Consider the following 18,531-nt stretch of genomic DNA (forward strand, 5'->3'; position numbering starts at 1 on the left):
GGGCCTTGGCGCCCGCGAGCGAAAAGGACAAGTCACGATGAAATCTCCATTCCGGCGCCCGTGGTTTTCCACGGGTGGGCGACAGGCCGTGCCCGAAATTCAGGGAACCGACACCCGAAGGGCCGAAACCAAGACGGCCTCCGGTTTCGCGATCGTTTCCGGCGAGGGGGCGGCGCAGTGGTCGGGGCGGTCCTATGCGGCGCTGGCGCGGGCAGGGTTCATGAAGAACCCGGTCGCCTATCGGGCGGTGCGGATGATCGCCGAAGCCGCCGCAGCCGTGCCCTGGCTTGCCTATGACGGTGCGACGGAGCTTGCCGAACATCCGGCGCTGGCGCTCTTGGCGCGGCCGAACGGCCGGCAGGGCGGGCCTGACTTTTTCGAGGCGCTCTACGGGCACCTGGCGCTTTCCGGCAATGCCTATGTCGAACCGCTTTCGATCGGCGGGAGCTTACGCGAACTGCATCTGCTCCGGCCCGACCGGGTGAGCGTGGTCGAGGGCCGCGACGGCTGGGTGGCGGCTTACGATTATCGCGCCGGCGGCACCACGCGGCGGCTTGCGGCCGAAAGCGGTGGCATCGCACTGCTGCACCTGAAGCTGTTTCATCCGCTCGACGACCACTGCGGTTTTCCGCCGCTTGGCGCGGCGGGTGCGGCACTCGACCTGCACAATGCGGCGGCGAGCTGGAACAAGGCGCTGCTCGACAATTCCGCGCGGCCTTCCGGTGCGCTGGTCTATCAGCCGAAGGACGGCGGCAACTTGTCCGCCGACCAGTACGAGCGGCTGAAGGACGAGCTGGAGGCGGGTTATTCCGGTGCCGTCAATGCCGGCCGGCCGCTGCTGCTCGAAGGCGGGCTCGACTGGAAGGCGATGGGCCTGTCGCCGAAGGACATGGATTTCATCGAGGCCAAGAACGGAGCTGCCCGCGACATCGCACTCGCCTTCGGCGTGCCGCCGATGCTGATCGGCATTCCCGGCGACAACACCTATGCCAACTACCAGGAGGCCAACCGCGCCTTCTACCGGCTCACGGTGCTGCCGCTGATCTCCCGCACCGCGGCGAGCTTTTCCGCCTGGCTGTCGGAGGCCTATGGCGACCGGCTGCGGCTGGAGCCGGACCTCGACCGGATCGCCGGCCTTTCCGCCGAGCGCGAGGCGCTGTGGGCGAGGGTCGGGGCGGCGGCGTTCCTGAGCGACGAGGAGAAGCGCGAGGCGGTGGGGTATTAATCCGTAAGGAAGGGGTGTAGATTGTAATACGCTGTATTACAAAATGGAGGCTGTCATGGCCAAGCCCGTTCTTTCAGATCCGATCACGCTGCGCCTGCCGCTCGACATCCTTGAGGACATCGAGAAGATCGCTGAGACAGCGGACAGAAGCCGGTCCTGGGTGATCGTGCGGGCGCTGAAATATTACCTGATGGCGGAGGGGAGTGAAATCCTGAGCATCCGGCGTGGCAGGGAGGATATCGAGGCCGGGCGCTTCGTGGAGGCGGAGGAGCTTTTCACTGAGCTTGACCGTCTCAACCGCGAGGACGCCGCCTGATGAAGGTGTTCCTGTCGGAAGAAGCGATACGCTACGTCCAACGGGAAAGGGCATATCTTGCCCAATTCAGCCGACGGGCATCCATTGCCTTTTCGGAACAGGTCAAGAGGGCGGCACGGTGATTGCGGATCATCCTCGTGTGGGAACCGCTGTGGCGCCGGTCGAGGGAATTCGCCGTTTTGTATCGGCGCCCTATCATTTGGACTATGTCATCCAGGCGGATCGGATACTGATTGTTTCCATCATGCGTGCGCGGCAGGGGCCAGCGGATCTCGAAAAGGACGAAGACGACGACTTCGAATGAAATCGTCGAGGTGGCACACTTTCTGCAGGTCTGCTGAATCGTTCTCCGAACTCACTCAACTTGCGAAGTGCCGGACTCAACTTCCCAGCAGGTAACCCCAAGCGATTCTGAACATTCATGGAAACTGGATCCGCCGACCCTGGGTCGAGCGCGGAACGGCTGGTTGCATGGCAGCAGCGCCGTTCGGTCCATGTTCGTGCATCATAAACAAGAGAGATTAAAAATGGCTGACCTCGGAAACGATCCGGGCGCCCTGGCCGGCATCTGGGCCGCCAAGGCGGTGGGCGCCACGGCGGGAGCTGGCGTTTCGCTGATCTACCTGCTGCCGAAGAGCCGCCGCGAGGCGGCGAGCCGGTTTCTGACGGGCCTGAGCTGCGGGATGATCTTCGGCGGGCCGGCCGGGCTTTGGCTGGTGGAAAGGCTGGGGATCGGCGGGGAGCTTTCAGGAGCGGAAGTGATGCTGACGGGGTCGGCGGCGGTCAGTCTTTGTGCCTGGTGGGTGCTGGGCGCGCTGGCGAGGATCGCTGCGCGATATGGCGGCCGAGGCGGCGCGGCTTAACTTCGGTCCTCGCCCGGGCCAGCACCAATTCAATCGTTAGGAGAATACCAATGCACGCTTATCGCGGGCCGCGTCCGACTGCGCGCAAATTTGCCAATCTGGAACTCGCTGGGCTTACCGGCGACGGGGTTTTCTCCGGTTATGCCAGCGTCTTCGGCGAAGTCGATCTCGGCAAGGATACGATCGAGCGCGGCGCCTTTCGCAATTGCCTCGTCGAGCGCGGGGCGATGGGGGTGCGGATGCTCTACCAGCACGACCCTTCCGAGCCGATCGGCGCCTGGAAGACGATCCGAGAGGATGCCCGCGGGCTTTATGTCGAGGGCATGCTGTCTCCGGGCGTCGCCCGTTCCCGCGAGGTGCTGGCGCTGATGAAATCGGGCGCGCTCGACGGGCTGTCGATCGGGTTTCGCACGGTCAAGGCCCGCACCGACGCCAAGACGGGCGTGCGCAAAATCCTCGAGGCCGATCTCTGGGAAATCTCGGTGGTGACCTTTCCGATGCTGCCATCGGCCCGGGTCTCCAACGTCAAGCATGCGCGGTTCTTCCGCGACAAGGAAACCGAACTCGTCCGCCAGATGCGGCGGGCGGCGAAGATGATGATGAAATCAACCTTCAAAGGAAAAGCGATATGACCGAGCAGGCGAGAACGATGGTAAGCGTGGCGCCCGAAGTAAAAGCCGTGCCGGAAACGGTGACGGCGGCGTTCGACGAATTCATGGAGGCGTTCGAGGCCTTCAAGGAGGTCAACGACCGGCGCCTCGGCGAGATCGAGCAGAAGCTGACCGCCGACGTCGTGACCCGCGACAAGATGGACCGCATCAACCGTGCCGTCGACGACCAGAAGAAGGTGCTCGACCAGCTGGTACTGAAGAAGGCCAGGCCGCAACTTGGCCGCGGCGGCTCGGAGCTTTCGGCCGAGGTCGTGGAGCACAAGGCGGCCTTCGACGCTTATGTCCGCCGTGGCGAGGAGAACGGTCTGCGCGAGCTGGAGGCCAAGGCGTTTTCTTCCGGGACGGGAGCCGACGGCGGTTATCTCGTGCCGCCGGAAATCGATACCGAAATCGGCCGGCGGATTTCGGCGGTCTCACCGATGCGGGCGCTCTCGACCGTGCGTACCGTATCTTCCGCCGTGCTGAAGAAGCCGTTTGCGGCGGCCGGCCTTTCCACCGGCTGGGTGGCGGAGACCGCGGCGCGGCCGCAGACCAACACGCCGCAGCTCACCGAACTCTCCTTCCCGACCATGGAGCTCTACGCCATGCCGGCCGCGACGCAGTCGCTGCTGGACGACTCGGCGGTCGATATCGAGGCCTGGATTGCCGGCGAGGTGGACATCGTGTTTGCCGAGCAGGAGGGCGACGCCTTCATCCGCGGCGACGGCACCAACAAGCCGAAAGGATTTCTGTCCTATCCGACGGTGGCGGAAGGCTCCTGGAGCTGGGGCAATATCGGCCACATCGCCACCGGCGTTGCGGGCGGCTGGAAATCGACGGGTCCTTCGGACACGCTGATCGAAGTGATCTATGCGCTGAAGGCCGGCCATCGCCAGAACGGCACGTTCATGATGAACCGCAAGGCGCAGGGCGACATCCGCAAGTTCAAGGACGGTGACGGCAACTATCTCTGGCACCCGCCGGTATCCGCCGGCCAGCCGGCCTCGCTGATGGGCTTTCCGATCGCCGAGGCCGAAGAGATGCCCGACGTGGCGGAGAATTCGCTGTCGATCGCGTTCGGTGATTTCCGTTCCGGTTATCTCGTCGTCGACCGGGCGGGCGTGCGCATCCTGCGCGATCCCTATTCGGCGAAACCCTATGTGCTCTTCTACACCACCAAGCGCGTCGGCGGCGGGGTGCAGAACTTCGAGGCGATCAAGGTGGTGAAGTTTGCCGCGAGCTGACGCTCGGTGAGTAGCGGGTAGTGATTGGTGAGTAGGGGCGGCGGGTTGGCTGCCCCTTTCACATCACTGCTCACTACCGACCAACCGCTACCCACTCAATCACCCAGGATCCCCATGACCTACGCCCAAACCACTCCGCCTTCCGCGGAGCCGCTGACGCTTGCCGAGGTGAAGGCGCATCTGCGTCTCGATGGAAGCGACGAGGATGCGCTGCTGGCCTCGCTGATCAGCACCGCCCGCGAACACCTGGAGCGGGAGACCGGGCTTTGCCTGATCTCTCAAGCCTGGCGGCTCTATCTTGACCGCTGGCCGGCGGATGGGGTGATCCGGATTTCGAGATCGCCGGTGCAAGAGATTCAGAACGTTACGGTTTACGACGCTGACGGCGCGGCGCTTGAAGTTCCACTGGAAGATCATCTCCTCGACGGCAAGGGCCGGCCGGCGCGGCTGTGGCTGAGGCACCCACCGGCGCCGGGCCGGTCGGTCAACGGCATCGAGATCGACCTTTTGGCCGGTTTCGGTGAGGCGGGCACCGATGTGCCGGACACGCTGAAACGGGCGATGTCGATCCATATCGGCCACATGTTCGCCTTTCGCGGCGTCGTTTCGCCGGAGAACCAGCCGGCTGGCATTCCCGACGGCTATGAGCGGCTGATCGCGCCTTTCCGGATGCGGAGGCTCTGATGGTCGTGTTCTTCGATCCGGGGTCGATGACCGCAAGGCTCGACCTCGAGGCGTCGCAGGCGATGCCGGACGGACAGGGCGGCGCGACGGTCGCCTGGGAGGTGACGGCGACGCTCTGGGCCAGGATCGAGCCCGTCGCGTTCGTGGTAGCGGAACAGGCAGCGGCCGAGGCCGGCACGATCAGCCACCGCATCTGGGTACGGTTCCGCGACGGCATTTCAGCCGGGCAGCGATTTCGAAAGGGCGGCCGGATATTCCTGGTGAAGCTGGTGCGCGATCCGGACGAGACGCGGCGTTATCTCGTCTGCCAATGCGAGGAGGAAACCCGATGACGGCGGGAAACGCGCTTCTGCAGGCGATCCATCAGACGCTTGCCAATGATACGGCGCTGACTGCGATCGTCGGTGCCGACGGCATCCGCGACCGGCTTCTGCCGCGGGCAAAGCTGCCCTGCGTGGTGTTCGGCGAGCTGGAGACACGGGATTTTTCGACCGCCAGCGAGGCCGGCGAGGAACATCTTCTGGTTCTGGAAATCTGGTCGGATGGCGAGGGACGGCGGCAGGCACAGAAGGTCGCCAGCCTGGTGCACGGCCTGCTCCACGATGCGGCATTGCCGCTGGACGGTGCGGTGCTGGTGAACCTGCTGCAGGTCGGCACAAGGACGCGGCGGGAGCCGAAGACGAAGTTCTATTTGGCGGAGATGCGATTTCGGGCGGTGACGGAATAGGCTTGTGTAAAATACACAGCGGCGACGGAATTCGCCCGCAATTTTGCAAGATATCAGGACGAGGCGATCAGCGCCAAGGTGATCAGTGTCACCAGTCACGGGCGCGTGGTAGGCGCTTATCTCTCCGCTAGCGAGCTTGCCCACTACGAGACGCTGAAGCGCAAGGAACGGGAGATCCTGACCGTCGGTGAACTGGACGAGGAGACGCTCTCTGCTATCCGTGACGCCGAATACGGCTCTATTGCCAGGTGAGTTTTCCGGAGCCCAAGCTTCGAACAGATGCGCGGCCGCATCATCGACCTAGATCGCGAGCGGAAGAACAGGATCATGAAGCGGGACTAGGTTCCGCCGCCCGCCCATTCACCCTTCGCACCAACCCCACCAGCATCAGTACCAATACCAGCGAGATTGCCGAAAGCACCGCTCCGGTCACAAGTGCGGCGGTGGCGCCGACGCGGTCGAGGAGGGCGGTGAAGATGACCGGTGCGGCGGCATTGGCAAGGTTCTGCGGCATCGACAGGCGGGCCGATTGCAGGCCGAATTCGCGGGGCGAAAACAGCGACAGCGGCAGGAGCGCGCGGGCGACTGCGAGCACGCCGGTGCCGAAGCCATAGAGCACCATGAAGATGACCAGGACCGGAGCCGAGGACGTGACGGTCGCGGCGAGCAGGAAACTGAAGAGAACCAGGCCGGTGCCGACGAGCGAAGTCAGAAGCGCATTGCCGCGTCGGCCAAGCGCCATGTCGACGAAGCGGGCGGACACGCCGATTGCGCCGCGCGCCGAGCCGAGCTGCAGCGCAAGTGCTGGCGAGGCGCCGGAGTGTTGCAGCAGGGCCAGCAGCGAGGGCGACAGGCCGAAGCTGATGAACGAGCTGATCGCCGTTGCCGCCGCCACCAGGAAGAAGGCGCGACGGCGTTCCGGCGGCGTGAAATCGACGGGAACCGTATCCGTGGCCTGGGTTTGCTCATTGCGGTCGATCGGTTTGGGAAGGCCGAACAGATAGAGTGGCAGGCAGACGAAGATCTGCAGCATGGCTGAGAATACGAACGTCATCCGCCAGCCGACGAGATCGTTCATCAGCGCCAGGACCGGCCAGAAAATGGTCGCCGAAAGCCCGGTGAACAACATCAGGATGGCGATGATGCGCTTGCCGTCCAGCCCCTCGCGCTCGACGACCGCCGTATAGGCCGGCGCCGACAGGCCGAGCGCGCCGCCGAGGCCGATAACGATCCAGGCTAGCCCGTAGACCAGGATTTCGTGAGCGCTCGCGAGCAGCAGCAGGCCGATCGCGAAGATCACGGACGCGCTTGCCATGATTTTTGCAGCGCCATGGCGGCCGAGCAGCCGCCCGGTCGCGGGACCGGCAAGCGCACTGACCAACATCATGATCGACAGCCCGAAGAACACGACCTCGTTCGGAAGGTTAAGTTCCGGCGCGACGATGCGGCCCATGACCCCGAGCATGTCGAAGGTCGTGCCCCAGGAGATGATCTGGGTGACGGCGAGCACGGCGATCGTCTGCGCCGAGCGCAGAGGGAGAATTTTGGGCATGGCGGCGGGAAGCATTCGGGAAACGGATGTGAGCGCCCGGTGCTCTAGCACCGCTTCTGGAGGTGCGGAAGCGACAATCCGACAACACAGGAAAGGACTTCCACATGGTGGCGCAGAAGGGCAAGGACCTGCTCTTGAAAATCGACAATGACGGCGCGTTGGTGACGGTGGCGGGGCTGCGCTCGAAGCGGCTCGCCTTCAATGCCGAGACCGTCGACATCACCGATGCCGAAAGCGCCGGGCGCTGGCGCGAGCTGCTGGGCGGCGCTGGCGTGCGGCGCGCTTCGCTGACTGGCGCCGGCATTTTCAAGGACCAGGCGAGTGACGCGCTGGTGCGGGCTGCGTTCTTTGCCGGCAGCATTCTTGCCTGGCAGATCCTGATCCCGGCCTTCGGCACGGTGACCGGATCGTTCCAGGTGACGGCGCTCGAATATTCCGGCGAGCACAATGGCGAGATCCGCTTCGAACTGGCGCTGGAATCGGCCGGCAGCCTGACCTTCGGAGTGCTGTGATGGCGGGCGGACACGCAAACCGCAGGCGTGGTGAGGTGGAGGCGGTGATCGACGGCGACCGCCGCATTCTCTGCCTGACGCTCGGCGCATTGGCGGAACTGGAAACTGTGTTTTCCGTCAGCGACCTCAACGGGCTGGCGGACCGGTTTTCCTCCGGGCGGCTGAAGGCGGCGGACATGATCCGGCTAATCGGCGCCGGCCTGCGCGGCGGCGGCAATCTCTTCTCCGATGACGAAGTGGCGGCAATGAGCATCGAGGGCGGAATTTTAGCCTATGCGCAGATTGTCGGGGATCTGCTGGCCGCGACGTTTGCGGAGCCGGGCGGGAAGGCCACGGCAAACCCTTGAGGGCCGCAGCGGGAATCGGAGCGATCGCAATAGGGGTTCCCGACACTGCGATCGAAGAGGCGAGGCTTGAGCCGTTTCCTTGGGGAACGGTGATGCATGCCGGCCTCTGCCTGCTGCGGCTTCCGCCGAGGGATTTCTGGGCGCTGACGCCAGTCGAGTTTTTTGCCATGACCGGCGGGTTGAGGGGGCGTGGCGCAGGAATCGAGAGAGCGGGGTTGGACGCGCTGATGCAGGCGTTTCCGGATGAGTGAGTTGGGCAGCGGCGACGAAACGGAGTTCACGATGGAAGACGACGATAGCTTGGCCGGGACGCTCTCCGGCGCCGAGGCGCTGACCGGCGTGATGGCGGATCTCGAAGCCCGCTCGCAGCGGTTCGGGGCAGCACTGACCGGGGCCCTCAGATCCGCGACGACGGGCGGGCGGGGGCTTGAGGACGTGTTGCGAGGGCTCGGCAACCGGCTTTCCGACATTGCGCTGGCGGCCGGGCTGAGGCCGCTCGAAAACATGCTCGGCAACGCGATCGGCGGGCTTGTCGGGTCGGTGACGCCGTTTGCCGACGGCGGGGTTGTGCGCTCCCCGAGCTTCTTTCCGATGGGCGGCGATATGGGGCTGATGGGCGAGGCGGGCGCGGAAGCGATCCTGCCGCTCAGACGCGGGCCGGATGGCGCGCTCGGGGTTGCGTCGGCGGGTGGGGCCGCGCCCCAGATCGTCTTCAACGTGACGGCGAGCGACGCCGCGAGCTTTCGGAAAAGCGAAGGGCAGATTTCCGCCATGCTGGCGCGCAGCGTTTCGCGCGGGCGGCGTGGTTTGTGACGATGATGTTGCGAGGATGAGATGAGCGGTTTTCACGAGGTTAGGTTTCCGTTGCGCCTGGCGCTCGGGGCAACCGGCGGGCCGGTGCGGCGCACCGATATCGTCAATCTTTCCAACGGGCGCGAGCAGCGTAACCAGCGCTGGAGGGATTCAAGGCGCAGTTATGATGCGGGATCGGGCGTGAAATCGCTCACCGATCTCTATGCGGTGCTGGAATTTTTTGAGGCGCGGGGCGGGCAGCTTTACGGCTTTCGGTTCCGCGATCCGGTGGACTGGAAATCCTGTGCTCCGGGCGAGGCGGTATCGGCGACCGACCAGGCGATCGGTGCGGGCGACGGGGAGACCGCGGCATTCCAACTCGTCAAGACCTATGCGGACAGCGGCGGGAGTTGGGTCCGGCGGATCGTCAAGCCGGTTGCCGGAACGGTCGCGCTGTCGGTGGACGGCGTTGGGCAAGCGCCGGAGGTCTTTTCCGTCGATGCGGCGACGGGGATCGTCACTTTTGCCGCCGGCCATGTTCCGGCGGTCGGCGCGGTGGTGCGGGCGGGTTACGAATTCGACGTGCCGGTGCGGTTCGATACCGACCGGATCGACGTCAACCTCGCGCATTTCGATGCCGGGCGCATCCCGACCATTCCGCTGACGGAGGTTTTGGCATGAGAATGATACCGGCGGATCTGGCCGAGCATCTGGCGCAGGAGGCAACGACCACCTGCCACGCCTGGCGTGTGACGCGGCGCGATGGCGTGATCCTCGGTTTCACCGAACACGACCATGACCTGACATTCGGCGGCACGATCTTCCTGGCGGCAAGCGGATTTTCGGCAAGCGAGGCGGAGGCGGCGACGGGACTTTCCGCCAGCGCCGACGAGGTCGTCGGCGGTTTTTCGAACGCGGCGATTGGCGAGCAGGATCTGGCGACCGGCAAATATGACGGCGCTCGAGTGGAACTGTTTCTCGTCAATTGGGCGGCGCCGGACCAGCACGTGCTTTTGAACGTGCGGGAGATCGGCGAGGTTTCCCGCACCGGCGGCCAGTTTCGCGCAGAGCTGCGCAGTCTGGCGCATCGGCTGAGCCAGCCGCAGGGCCGGGTCTACAACCGACGCTGCGACGCGAGCCTCGGGGATACGCGCTGCGGCGTAGACCTGGCCCTGTGGCGCGGCGAAGGGGCGGTGGTCGCGGTAAAGGATGCGAGCCGGATTGTCGTCTCGGGGCTCGGTGGTTTCGGGAGCGGTTTTTTCCGCCACGGCGTGCTGACGTTTGCGGACGGCGTCGCGGTCGATGTCGACGCACACGAAAAGAGGGCGGACGGTTCGGTGGAGTTGACTTTCTGGCTGCCGCTGGAGGAGCCGGTTGCGGCGGGTCACACGTTCACGCTGACCGCGGGATGCGACAAGTCGTTTGCAACCTGCAAGGCGCGCTTTGCGAACCATCTGAATTTCCGCGGTTTTCCGCATGTTCCCGGCGCCGATTTTGCCTATTCCTATGTCGATGGGGAGCGGGTCCATGACGGCGGCCCGATCTTCGAATGAGCGGGCAAAGCGAGCGGATCGTGGCACTGGCCGAGGGATGGATCGGTACGCCCTATCGCCATCAGGGCGCAACGAAGGGCGTCGGCTGCGATTGCATCGGGCTCATCCGCGGCATCTGGCGCGAGCTTTACGGCGAGGAGCCGGGGACGGTGCCCGCCTATGCTCCCGATTGGGCCGAGCGGAGCGGCGAAGACCGGTTGATGGACGCGGCGCTACGGCTTTTTGGGCCGGCGGTGCCGTTGACGGAGGCGGAGCCTGGCGACGTCCTGCTGTTTCGCTGGCGGCCGGATTGCGCGGCCAAACATGCCGGGGTGTTGGCCGGGCCGCAGCATTTCATCCATGCCTATGAGCAATCGGCCGTGACGCGTTCGGCGCTGGTGCCATCGTGGCGGCGACGGGTTGCGGGCGTGTACCGGTTTCCAACCCGAACTTGAAAAAATCCCGGCATGGGCTATCTTCTGGAGTGGTGAGCGGAGTTGCTGCTCCGCTCACCGTTTTGCTTATCCGTTGAAATGGATCCGGACGGCTATAGACCAGCCCGTCCGGGTCATCTTCAAGATAAGCGTAATGCCAATCGGCCTGAGCCTCATAACATTACCTCCATTTTCGAGAGCAAGGCCCTTGCCGGGGTCGGCGCGGCCTGTCCTCGCCGATGCGCCGGCTGGCGCGGCGCGTGCTGCTTCTGCTCCCGAATTTTCTGGCGCTATCACAATCTGAGCGAGCATCCAGTGGCAAGGCTGGGCGACGGCGAGGTATTTCCATGGCCACTATCCTTTTCCAGGCGGCGGGTGCGGCGCTGGGCAGTGTGTTCGGTCCGGTCGGGGCGATCCTCGGGCGGGCGGCGGGCGCGTTGGCCGGCAGCATGGTCGATCGGGCGCTGATCGGCGGCGGCGGCACGACCATCTCCGGGCCTCGTCTTGCGACCGCACGCATTCCGGGTGCGGATGAGGGTACGGCGATCAGCCGCATCTATGGCGCGGCGCGGATCGGCGGCACGCTGATCTGGGCGACGCGTTTCGAGGAGGAGGTGACGCACGAGCGCTCCGGCGGCAAGGCGACGAGCGGGCCGCGGGTGGAGACGTACCGCTATTTCGCAAACCTCGCGATCGGGCTCTGCGAGGGACCGATCGCTGCCGTGCGGCGGGTCTGGGCCGATGGACGTGAACTCGACCTGACGGCGATCGAAATGCGGGTCTATCGTGGCGACGAGGAGCAACTGCCCGATCCGTTGATCGAGGCGAAGCAGGGCGAAGGCAATGCGCCAGCCTATCGCGGGCTGGCCTACGTCGTGTTCGAACGGCTGCCGCTCGACAGTTTCGGCAATCGCATCCCGCTTCTGCAGTTCGAGGTGCTGCGGCCGGTGGGCAGGCTCGAAGAGCAGATCCGCGCCGTGACGATCGTTCCGGGCGCAACGGAGCACGGTTATGCGACTGTGCCGGTGACGGAGAAGACCGGCGAGGGCAGCGGGCGCATTCTCAATCGCCATACGCTGGCGGCCGGCTCCGATTGGCAGGCGTCGCTCGACGAGTTGCAGGCGCTCTGCCCGAACCTCGAACGGGTGGCGCTGGTGGTCTCCTGGTTCGGAACGGACCTCAGGGCAGGGCATTGCCGGATCGTGCCGGGCGTCGAGGTGCCCGAGCGACGGGAGGAAAGCGCAGAGTGGTCCGTCGCCGGCACGTCGCGCGGCGATGCGCATCTGGTGAGCCAGGACGGCGGACCGGCTTTCGGCGGGACGCCGAGCGACGCGAGCGTGGCGCAGGCAATCACCGATCTCAGGGCACGTGGACTGAAGGTCTATCTCTATCCGTTCGTGATGATGGATATTCCGCCGGGCAATGGCCTGCCGGACCCTTATGGCGGGACGGAACAAGCGGCCTTTCCCTGGCGGGGGCGGATCACCTGTTTCCCGGCGTCGGCGGATAAGACCGCGGATGCGCGGGCGCAAGTACAGGTTTTCAGCGCCGGTTCCGAGGGATACCGGCGCATGGTGCTACATTATGCCAGCCTGGCGGCAGCCACGGGCGGGGTCGATGGCTTCATCCTCGGCTCGGAGCTGCGCGGGTTGACGCAATTGCGCGACGAGACGGGGGCCTTTCCTTTCGTGCAGCAACTGGTCAGGCTCGCGGCTAATGTGCGGGCGGTCGTCGGGCCGGGGACGAAACTCACCTACGGCGCAGACTGGAGCGAATATTTCGGCTATCACCCGCAGGACGGTTCGGGTGAGGTGCATTTCCATCTCGATCCGCTCTGGGCGTCGGCGGATATCGATGCGGTCGGCATCGACAACTACATGCCGCTCGGCGATTGGCGCGACGGGGATCTTGTCGCGGACAATCCGGATGATTTTCGTCTTGCGGATGACCGCCAAGCGATGGCTGCGCAGATCGCCGCCGGCGAGGGTTTCGACTGGTATTATGCGAGCGATGCAGACCGGTGGAACCGGCTGCGATCGCCAATTTCGGATGGGCTGGCGGGCAAGCCGTGGGTCTATCGTTACAAGGACCTCTTGGGCTGGTGGTCCAACCGGCATCATGACCGCGTGGGCGGTGCCGAGACCGTAACACCCACGGCCTGGGTGCCCGGCATGAAGCCGATCTGGTTTACCGAACTCGGGTGCCCGGCGGTCGATAAGGGCGCCAATCAGCCGAACGTCTTCATCGATCCGAAATCGGCCGAAAGCGCGCTGCCGTATTCTTCGAGTGGCGGACGGTCCGACAGCATGCAGCGACGGTTCCTGGAAGCGCATCATGGCTGGTGGCAGGGTGACGCGACGCCGGCCGGCATGGTCGACCGGGACCACGTGTTTGTCTGGACCTGGGATGCCCGGCCTGTTCCGGCCTTTCCCGGCGATCTTTCTGCCTGGAGCGATGGCGGTAACTGGCGCGCCGGCCATTGGCTCAATGGCCGGCTCGGCGGAACTACGCTTGCCGATGCCATCGCCGCGATCCTGACCGAGCATGGTTTTGAAGATTTCGACGTTTCTGAAGTGAGCGGCGACCTGACCGGCTATGTGCAGGGCGAAGTGACCTCGGCACGGGCTCTTCTGGAACCGCTGCTCGAGGTGTTTCAGGTGGATGTGGCGGAAGCTGGCGGCAAGCTGCGTTTCCGGTCGCGGCTGAAGGTCAGCCTGGCGGCAAAGGAGATTACCGTCGTCGCCGATACCGAGGATGAGGCCCTCTGGTCTGAAAACCGCGGGCACGACAGCGATTTTGCGGCGGAGGCGGTGCTGACCTCCTACAATCCACGACTGGATTACGAACAGTCGGGCGTGCGCTCACGGCGGGCACGGGCGGAAAGCCAGCGAATCCTGAGCTACGATCTGCCCGCCGTGCTGCCGGAGGAGACGTCGCTCGATGCCGTCGAGACGCTGCTGCGTACCCACAGGATTGCGAAACGGTCGCTGAGTTTCGGGCTCTCGCCAGCCGATGTCGCGGTCGAGCCCGGGGATACGGTGCGGCTGGTTTTGCCGGATGGCACCGGGCCGGACGGGACCTTTATCGTCGAACGGATCGAGGAGGGGGCGGTGCGGCGGATCGACGCACGGCACCACGCGCCGCTCGCGCCATCGAATTACGCCGCTGACGAGGGGCACAGGAATGGCGGCGGCGCGGTCTCCGACGCATTTGCGCCGATCCTGCATTTTCTCGATCTGCCACGATTCGCGTCCGGCGAGGCGGCGAGCTTTGCCCGGGTCGCAGGTTTCTGCCGGCCATGGCGGCGGATGGCACTATCCTCCTCCGTGACGACGGAAGGATATCGCACGCGGGCCGCGCTCGACCGGCCGGCGAGGTTGGGCGTTCTGGCGGCGCCGCTGACGGGCGGCATTGCCGGGCGCTTCGATCGGGGGAGGGCAATCGAGATCGAACTGTTTTTCGGCGGGCTGTCGTCGGCGGACGAGCAGGCCGTACTGAACGGCGAAAACCGGATCGCGGTGAGGGCGGATAGCGGCGTCTGGGAGGCGATCGGCTTTGCCGATGCCGAGGAGATCAGCCCTAACCGATGGCGTCTGTCGAACCTGTTGCGCGGGCTGGCGGGGACCGAGGACGCCATGCGGGCCGGCGCGGCTTCAGGGAACGCCGTCGTCGTGCTCGACGAGGCGGTGGTGCCGCTGGGGCTTGCGGCGGACGAACGCGGCCTTGCCCTGAATTGGCTCGCGGAAAGCTTAGGGAAGGCGGGCGGGCGATCCAGCCCACATGTGTTTTCGGGCGGCGTGCGTGCCGAGACGCCGTTATCGCCGGTGCATGTCCGCGGCGAGCGGCAGGTGACCGGCGATGTCCGGCTGACCTGGGTGAGGCGCGGAAGGATCGAGGCGGACGGTTGGGACGGTAGCGAAATCCCGCTGGACGAGCCGGTGGAACGTTACCGGCTGGAGTTTCTCGACGGCGGTTCCGTCAAGCGCGCGATCGAGGTCGCCGGGCCGGTTTTCACCTATCCGGCAGCCGATGAGGTCGCCGATTTCGGCGGACCTCTGGTGAGCCTTTCGCTGCGGATCCGGCAGATGGGCCGGGCGGTTCCGCTCGGCGTTCCGTTTGAAACGGTCGTTGTGTTCTAAACTGAAACAAGGAGATGAGCATGGACGGCATGAAGGCATGGTACCAGTCGAAGACTGTCTGGGGTGGATTGATCGCGGTCGCCGCCTCGCTTCTGCAGGTCATGGGAATAAAGCTCGGAGCGGATATGCAGGCCGATCTCGCAGACATTGCGGTGACGCTTGCGGGTGCCGCCGGCGGACTTTTTGCGATTTATGGGCGTGTCGCGGCCCAGAGCGGAATCAGGGGAAAATAGCCTCCTGAAGGAAAGCGTTACGGACCATTCATTTGCCATTCAGCCGCCTTTAGCTACATAATCCATCACATGCTTTGGACATGAATCCTATTTGTCTTGTGAGTGGAAATTGTAACCATGGCGCGACTGCCAATCATCGCGATATTGACCGCCGGCCTGGCCGGTTTCTCCGGCTTCGTGCCGGAGAAGGTCTCCGCGCGTGATTATCTCGTCCTCGTCGCAGGCGATTGCGGGTCGGCTGCGTCTCGCGTGGTGCGGGAAACCGGCGGCGAGCTTCTTTCCGCTCAGCCCTCCTCCGATGGCCAGACCTGCGTCGTGACGGTGCTCGTCCAGGGCGATGGCAATCAAAGACCGCGCAAGGTGACCGTCAGGGTTCCGATGTAAAGCGGGGGTCGGCGGCATCAGTCGCCGGCATATCATTCGAGGGGCGGTGCATGCGCATTCTGGTGGTCGAAGACGACGTCAATCTCAATCGGCAGCTCTCCGACGCCCTGAAGGAGTCGGGTTATGTGGTCGATCAGGCCTTCGATGGCGAGGAAGGCCATTATCTGGGCGAAACCGAGCCTTATGACGCGGTGATCCTCGATATCGGCCTGCCGGTCATGGACGGCATCACCGTCGTCGAGAAATGGCGTTCCGGAGGCAAGGGCATGCCGGTTCTGATGCTGACCGCCCGCGACCGCTGGAGCGACAAGGTGGCAGGCATCGATGCCGGTGCCGACGACTATGTCGCAAAGCCCTTTCATGTGGAGGAAGTGCTGGCCCGTGTTCGGGCGCTGATCCGCCGGGCGGCGGGGCATTCATCCTCCGAAATCGTCTGCGGGCCCGTGCGGCTCGACACCAAGGCTTCCAAGGCGAGCGTCGAAGGCGTCGCCCTGAAGCTCACCTCGCACGAATTCAGGCTGCTGTCCTACCTGATGCATCACATGGGGCAGGTCGTTTCCCGCACCGAGCTTGTGGAGCATATGTATGACCAGGATTTCGACCGCGATTCCAATACGATCGAAGTTTTCGTGGGCCGGCTTCGCAAGAAGCTCGGAGTCGACCTCATCGAAACGGTCCGCGGACTCGGCTACAGGATGCAAGCGCCAAACGATGCGCGTTAAATTCCGAATGATCGGACCAAGATCGCTGACTGCCCGCGTGCTGCTTCTGGCCACGCTGTGGTCGGCGCTGGCCCTGGTGGTCATTTCGATCGTCATCTCGCAGCTCTACCGACAATCGGCCGAACGCGCCTTCACCGACCTCCTGCGCGCCCAGCTCTATAACGTCATCAACTCGATCACGATCGGCGACGACAACAAGCTCGCCGGCAGTCCGCAGCTCGGCGACCTGCGCTTTTCGCAGCCCGAGACCGGCTGGTACTGGATCATCGAGCCGCTCGGCACCTTTGCAGCGACGCCGCTTTCCTCCTCCTCGCTCGGCACTTCGAACATCAGCGTGCCGTCGATTCTGGCGGTGCCCTTCAACAATCGCTACGAGCGCTTCTACCCGGCCATCGACGCCTACAAGAACCATGTTCTGGTCGCCGAGACGGAGGTGGTGCTCGACGGCGATGGCCGCGCCGCGCGCTTCCGCGTCTCGGGCAATCTTGCGGTCGTCGAGGAGGATATCCAGGCCTTTACCCGCAGTCTCTATATCGCGCTTGCCGTTTTCGGTTTCGGCAGCCTGGTCGTCAACGGCCTGGCGATCCTTTACGGGCTGCAGCCACTCGACGGCGCGCGGCGCTCCCTCGAAAGGGTCCGGCGCGGCGAAGCGGAGCGGCTGGAAGGCGAGTTTCCGCGCGAGATCATGCCGCTTGCCAGCGACATCAACGCGCTGATCGAAAGCAACCGCCGCATCGTCGAGCGTGCGCGCATGCAGGTCGGCAACCTCGCCCATTCGCTGAAGACGCCGATCGCGGTTCTGCTCAACGAATCGCGCGCCGTCGAAAAGGTGCAGTCGGACATGGTGCGGTCGCAGGCGGAGGGGATGCAGGCGCAGGTGCAATCCTATCTGAACCGGGCGCGCATCGCCGCCCAGCGCGAGTCCCTGCTTGCCCGGACCGAGCTCGAGCCTGTGCTGGAACGCCTGGTCAGGGTGATGCGCCGACTCAATCCGGAAAAGGAATTCCATCTCTCGGTTTTTCCGCCGGGCGTGGCGCTTGCCATGGAACAGCAGGACGTCGAGGAGACCATCGGCAACCTGCTCGAAAATGCCGCTCGCTTCTGCGAGACCGGCGTCTGGATCACCGCGACGCCGACATCCGGCCCTCAGTCCGGCGAAGGCGAAACTGCGCGGCGCTCCTGGGTCGAGGTCTCTGTCGAGGACGACGGCCCGGGGCTGGAGCCGGATCAGATCCGCGAGGCGATGAAACGCGGCCGGCGGCTCGACGAGAGCAAGCCGGGCGCCGGGCTCGGACTTTCGATCGTGCGCGAGATCACCGGCGAGTATCAGGGCTCGGTCGAGCTGACGCGCGGGACGCGTGGTGGCCTCAGGGCGCAACTTCTGCTTCCGGGTATCGCCAAGGAAGCCTCCTGATTGTCGCAGGTCTCGCACTTCAGTCCTTTGGGTCTGTGACATATCGGCAACATCGGGCTATTCCCTGCCTTTGGTTATGGACGGATGGATCGCCTGCTATATCTTTGCCGGAACAGACTTTCCTATGATTGTCTGCTAGTGTGCGGGAGACTGAAAGATCGCCGGATTTGTGTGTTTTCCCAGTGACGCCATAATGATGCCATGCCGGGACGGGACCAGTCTCGGCAAGATTTCCGAAGAAAACGACCCGCGACCGGTTTCCGACACGATGCGATTATTGAGCCTCCGAAATGCCGTTTCATCGCTTGTGGTTGCCGGCCTGCTGGCCGGCTGCGGCACGACTTCGGGAACCGGACCCGGAGGTGCGCGTGGCCTGCTTTCGCCGCGGCCTTCGCCTTCGACTTCCTATATTTCCGCTCTTCAGGGGGGCATCGTCGGACGGAGCGGCGCGACGCTTTCCGCAAGCGACCGTTCCCGCGCCCTGGAGGCGGAATATCGCGCCCTGGAAGGGGCGGCCGGCGGCGAGGCCATCACCTGGAAGGGTGACGACGCGAGCGGCCAGGTGGTCGCCAATGCTCCCTATCAGGTCGGCACCCAGAACTGCCGCCAGTATCGCCATACGGTGACCATGAATGGCCGCGACATGACGGCGCGGGGCGCTGCCTGCCGCAATTCGAACGGCACGTGGACGCCGCTCACCTGATTTCCTCTGCCGCTGTTTGACATGGGTCATGGCCGCTGGATCGGATTAGGTCCATATG

Annotated in this window: 24 protein-coding genes; 23 read left to right on the forward strand and 1 reads right to left on the reverse strand. The window is 64.6% G+C overall.

What is annotated here, in order from left to right; genetic code table 11:
- Positions 1-37: 37 nt before the first annotated feature.
- From RG540_RS04295 to RG540_RS04335, 10 genes are all read left to right on the forward strand, one after another.
- Positions 38-1,225 carry a phage portal protein gene (locus RG540_RS04295; RefSeq protein ID WP_038584979.1) on the forward strand — a complete coding sequence of 396 codons (1,188 nt, stop codon included), beginning with the start codon at positions 38-40 and terminating at the stop codon, positions 1,223-1,225.
- 55 nt (positions 1,226-1,280) lie between these two features.
- Complete coding sequence (locus RG540_RS04300) at positions 1,281-1,541, forward strand: CopG family ribbon-helix-helix protein (protein WP_038584982.1); 261 nt, start codon at positions 1,281-1,283, stop codon at positions 1,539-1,541.
- 118 nt (positions 1,542-1,659) lie between these two features.
- Complete coding sequence (locus tag RG540_RS32265) at positions 1,660-1,845, forward strand: hypothetical protein (RefSeq protein ID WP_157884576.1); 186 nt, start codon at positions 1,660-1,662, stop codon at positions 1,843-1,845.
- A 223-nt stretch (positions 1,846-2,068) separates the two neighbouring features.
- Entirely contained in the window at positions 2,069-2,404 is a 336-nt protein-coding gene (locus RG540_RS04305; RefSeq protein WP_038584985.1) for a DUF6107 family protein, read from the forward strand.
- A 50-nt stretch (positions 2,405-2,454) separates the two neighbouring features.
- Entirely contained in the window at positions 2,455-3,036 is a 582-nt protein-coding gene (locus RG540_RS04310; RefSeq protein ID WP_038584987.1) for an HK97 family phage prohead protease, read from the forward strand.
- Entirely contained in the window at positions 3,033-4,298 is a 1,266-nt protein-coding gene (locus tag RG540_RS04315; RefSeq protein ID WP_038584990.1) for a phage major capsid protein, read from the forward strand. The genes RG540_RS04310 and RG540_RS04315 overlap by 4 nt, the downstream gene beginning before the upstream one ends.
- A gap of 114 nt (positions 4,299-4,412) precedes the next feature.
- A complete protein-coding gene (locus RG540_RS04320) occupies positions 4,413-4,982 on the forward strand; it encodes a head-tail connector protein (RefSeq protein WP_038584993.1) in 570 nt (189 codons plus the stop codon).
- Complete coding sequence (locus RG540_RS04325) at positions 4,982-5,314, forward strand: phage head closure protein (protein ID WP_407668865.1); 333 nt, start codon at positions 4,982-4,984, stop codon at positions 5,312-5,314. Before RG540_RS04320 ends, RG540_RS04325 begins: the two co-directional genes overlap by 1 nt.
- Positions 5,311-5,709 (forward strand): DUF3168 domain-containing protein, encoded by a 399-nt coding sequence (locus tag RG540_RS04330; protein ID WP_038584999.1) that lies wholly within the window; start codon positions 5,311-5,313, stop codon positions 5,707-5,709. The genes RG540_RS04325 and RG540_RS04330 overlap by 4 nt, the downstream gene beginning before the upstream one ends.
- 78 nt (positions 5,710-5,787) lie before the next feature.
- Entirely contained in the window at positions 5,788-5,961 is a 174-nt protein-coding gene (locus RG540_RS04335) for a hypothetical protein (RefSeq protein WP_244446618.1), read from the forward strand.
- 73 nt (positions 5,962-6,034) lie between these two features.
- On the opposite strand, the gene RG540_RS04340 is transcribed toward RG540_RS04335, so the two are convergent.
- Positions 6,035-7,261 (reverse strand): MFS transporter, encoded by a 1,227-nt coding sequence (locus RG540_RS04340; RefSeq protein ID WP_046600331.1) that lies wholly within the window; start codon positions 7,259-7,261, stop codon positions 6,035-6,037.
- 104 nt (positions 7,262-7,365) lie between these two features.
- On the opposite strand from RG540_RS04340, the gene RG540_RS04345 reads away from it, so the two are divergent.
- The 13 genes from RG540_RS04345 to RG540_RS04410 all read left to right on the forward strand — a co-directional run bounded on the left by RG540_RS04345 (position 7,366) and on the right by RG540_RS04410 (position 18,473).
- The gene (locus RG540_RS04345; protein WP_038585004.1) at positions 7,366-7,773 is read left to right on the forward strand and encodes a phage major tail protein, TP901-1 family; all 408 of its coding nucleotides are present in this window, start codon (positions 7,366-7,368) and stop codon (positions 7,771-7,773) included.
- Positions 7,773-8,120, forward strand: coding sequence for a gene transfer agent family protein (locus RG540_RS04350; RefSeq protein WP_038585007.1), 348 nt, complete (start codon positions 7,773-7,775; stop codon positions 8,118-8,120). Before RG540_RS04345 ends, RG540_RS04350 begins: the two co-directional genes overlap by 1 nt.
- Positions 8,121-8,212: 92 nt before the next feature.
- On the forward strand, positions 8,213-8,371 hold the full coding sequence (locus RG540_RS31540) for a rcc01693 family protein (RefSeq protein ID WP_046600330.1): 159 nt from the start codon (positions 8,213-8,215) through the stop codon (positions 8,369-8,371).
- Positions 8,372-8,402: 31 nt separating this feature from the next.
- Positions 8,403-8,933 (forward strand): phage tail tape measure protein, encoded by a 531-nt coding sequence (locus tag RG540_RS04360; protein ID WP_038593038.1) that lies wholly within the window; start codon positions 8,403-8,405, stop codon positions 8,931-8,933.
- Positions 8,934-8,954: 21 nt separating this feature from the next.
- On the forward strand, positions 8,955-9,593 hold the full coding sequence (locus RG540_RS04365) for a DUF2460 domain-containing protein (RefSeq protein ID WP_038585010.1): 639 nt from the start codon (positions 8,955-8,957) through the stop codon (positions 9,591-9,593).
- The gene (locus RG540_RS04370) at positions 9,590-10,465 is read left to right on the forward strand and encodes a DUF2163 domain-containing protein (protein ID WP_038585012.1); all 876 of its coding nucleotides are present in this window, start codon (positions 9,590-9,592) and stop codon (positions 10,463-10,465) included. The genes RG540_RS04365 and RG540_RS04370 overlap by 4 nt, the downstream gene beginning before the upstream one ends.
- On the forward strand, positions 10,462-10,899 hold the full coding sequence (locus RG540_RS04375) for an NlpC/P60 family protein (RefSeq protein ID WP_038585015.1): 438 nt from the start codon (positions 10,462-10,464) through the stop codon (positions 10,897-10,899). Before RG540_RS04370 ends, RG540_RS04375 begins: the two co-directional genes overlap by 4 nt.
- Before the next feature lie 326 nt (positions 10,900-11,225).
- Complete coding sequence (locus tag RG540_RS04385; protein WP_038585021.1) at positions 11,226-15,017, forward strand: baseplate multidomain protein megatron; 3,792 nt, start codon at positions 11,226-11,228, stop codon at positions 15,015-15,017.
- A 20-nt stretch (positions 15,018-15,037) separates the two neighbouring features.
- Positions 15,038-15,250, forward strand: coding sequence for a hypothetical protein (locus RG540_RS04390; RefSeq protein WP_038585024.1), 213 nt, complete (start codon positions 15,038-15,040; stop codon positions 15,248-15,250).
- A gap of 117 nt (positions 15,251-15,367) precedes the next feature.
- Positions 15,368-15,634 carry a hypothetical protein gene (locus RG540_RS04395; RefSeq protein ID WP_038541320.1) on the forward strand — a complete coding sequence of 89 codons (267 nt, stop codon included), beginning with the start codon at positions 15,368-15,370 and terminating at the stop codon, positions 15,632-15,634.
- Between the two features lie 50 nt (positions 15,635-15,684).
- Entirely contained in the window at positions 15,685-16,356 is a 672-nt protein-coding gene (locus RG540_RS04400) for a response regulator transcription factor (protein ID WP_038585027.1), read from the forward strand.
- 7 nt (positions 16,357-16,363) lie between these two features.
- Positions 16,364-17,770, forward strand: coding sequence for an ATP-binding protein (locus tag RG540_RS04405; protein ID WP_157884577.1), 1,407 nt, complete (start codon positions 16,364-16,366; stop codon positions 17,768-17,770).
- 268 nt (positions 17,771-18,038) lie between these two features.
- On the forward strand, positions 18,039-18,473 hold the full coding sequence (locus RG540_RS04410) for a membrane protein (RefSeq protein ID WP_038593040.1): 435 nt from the start codon (positions 18,039-18,041) through the stop codon (positions 18,471-18,473).
- Positions 18,474-18,531: the final 58 nt, after the last annotated feature.

The organism is Neorhizobium galegae bv. orientalis str. HAMBI 540 (assembly GCF_000731315.1).
Taxonomy (GTDB): domain Bacteria; phylum Pseudomonadota; class Alphaproteobacteria; order Rhizobiales; family Rhizobiaceae; genus Neorhizobium; species Neorhizobium galegae.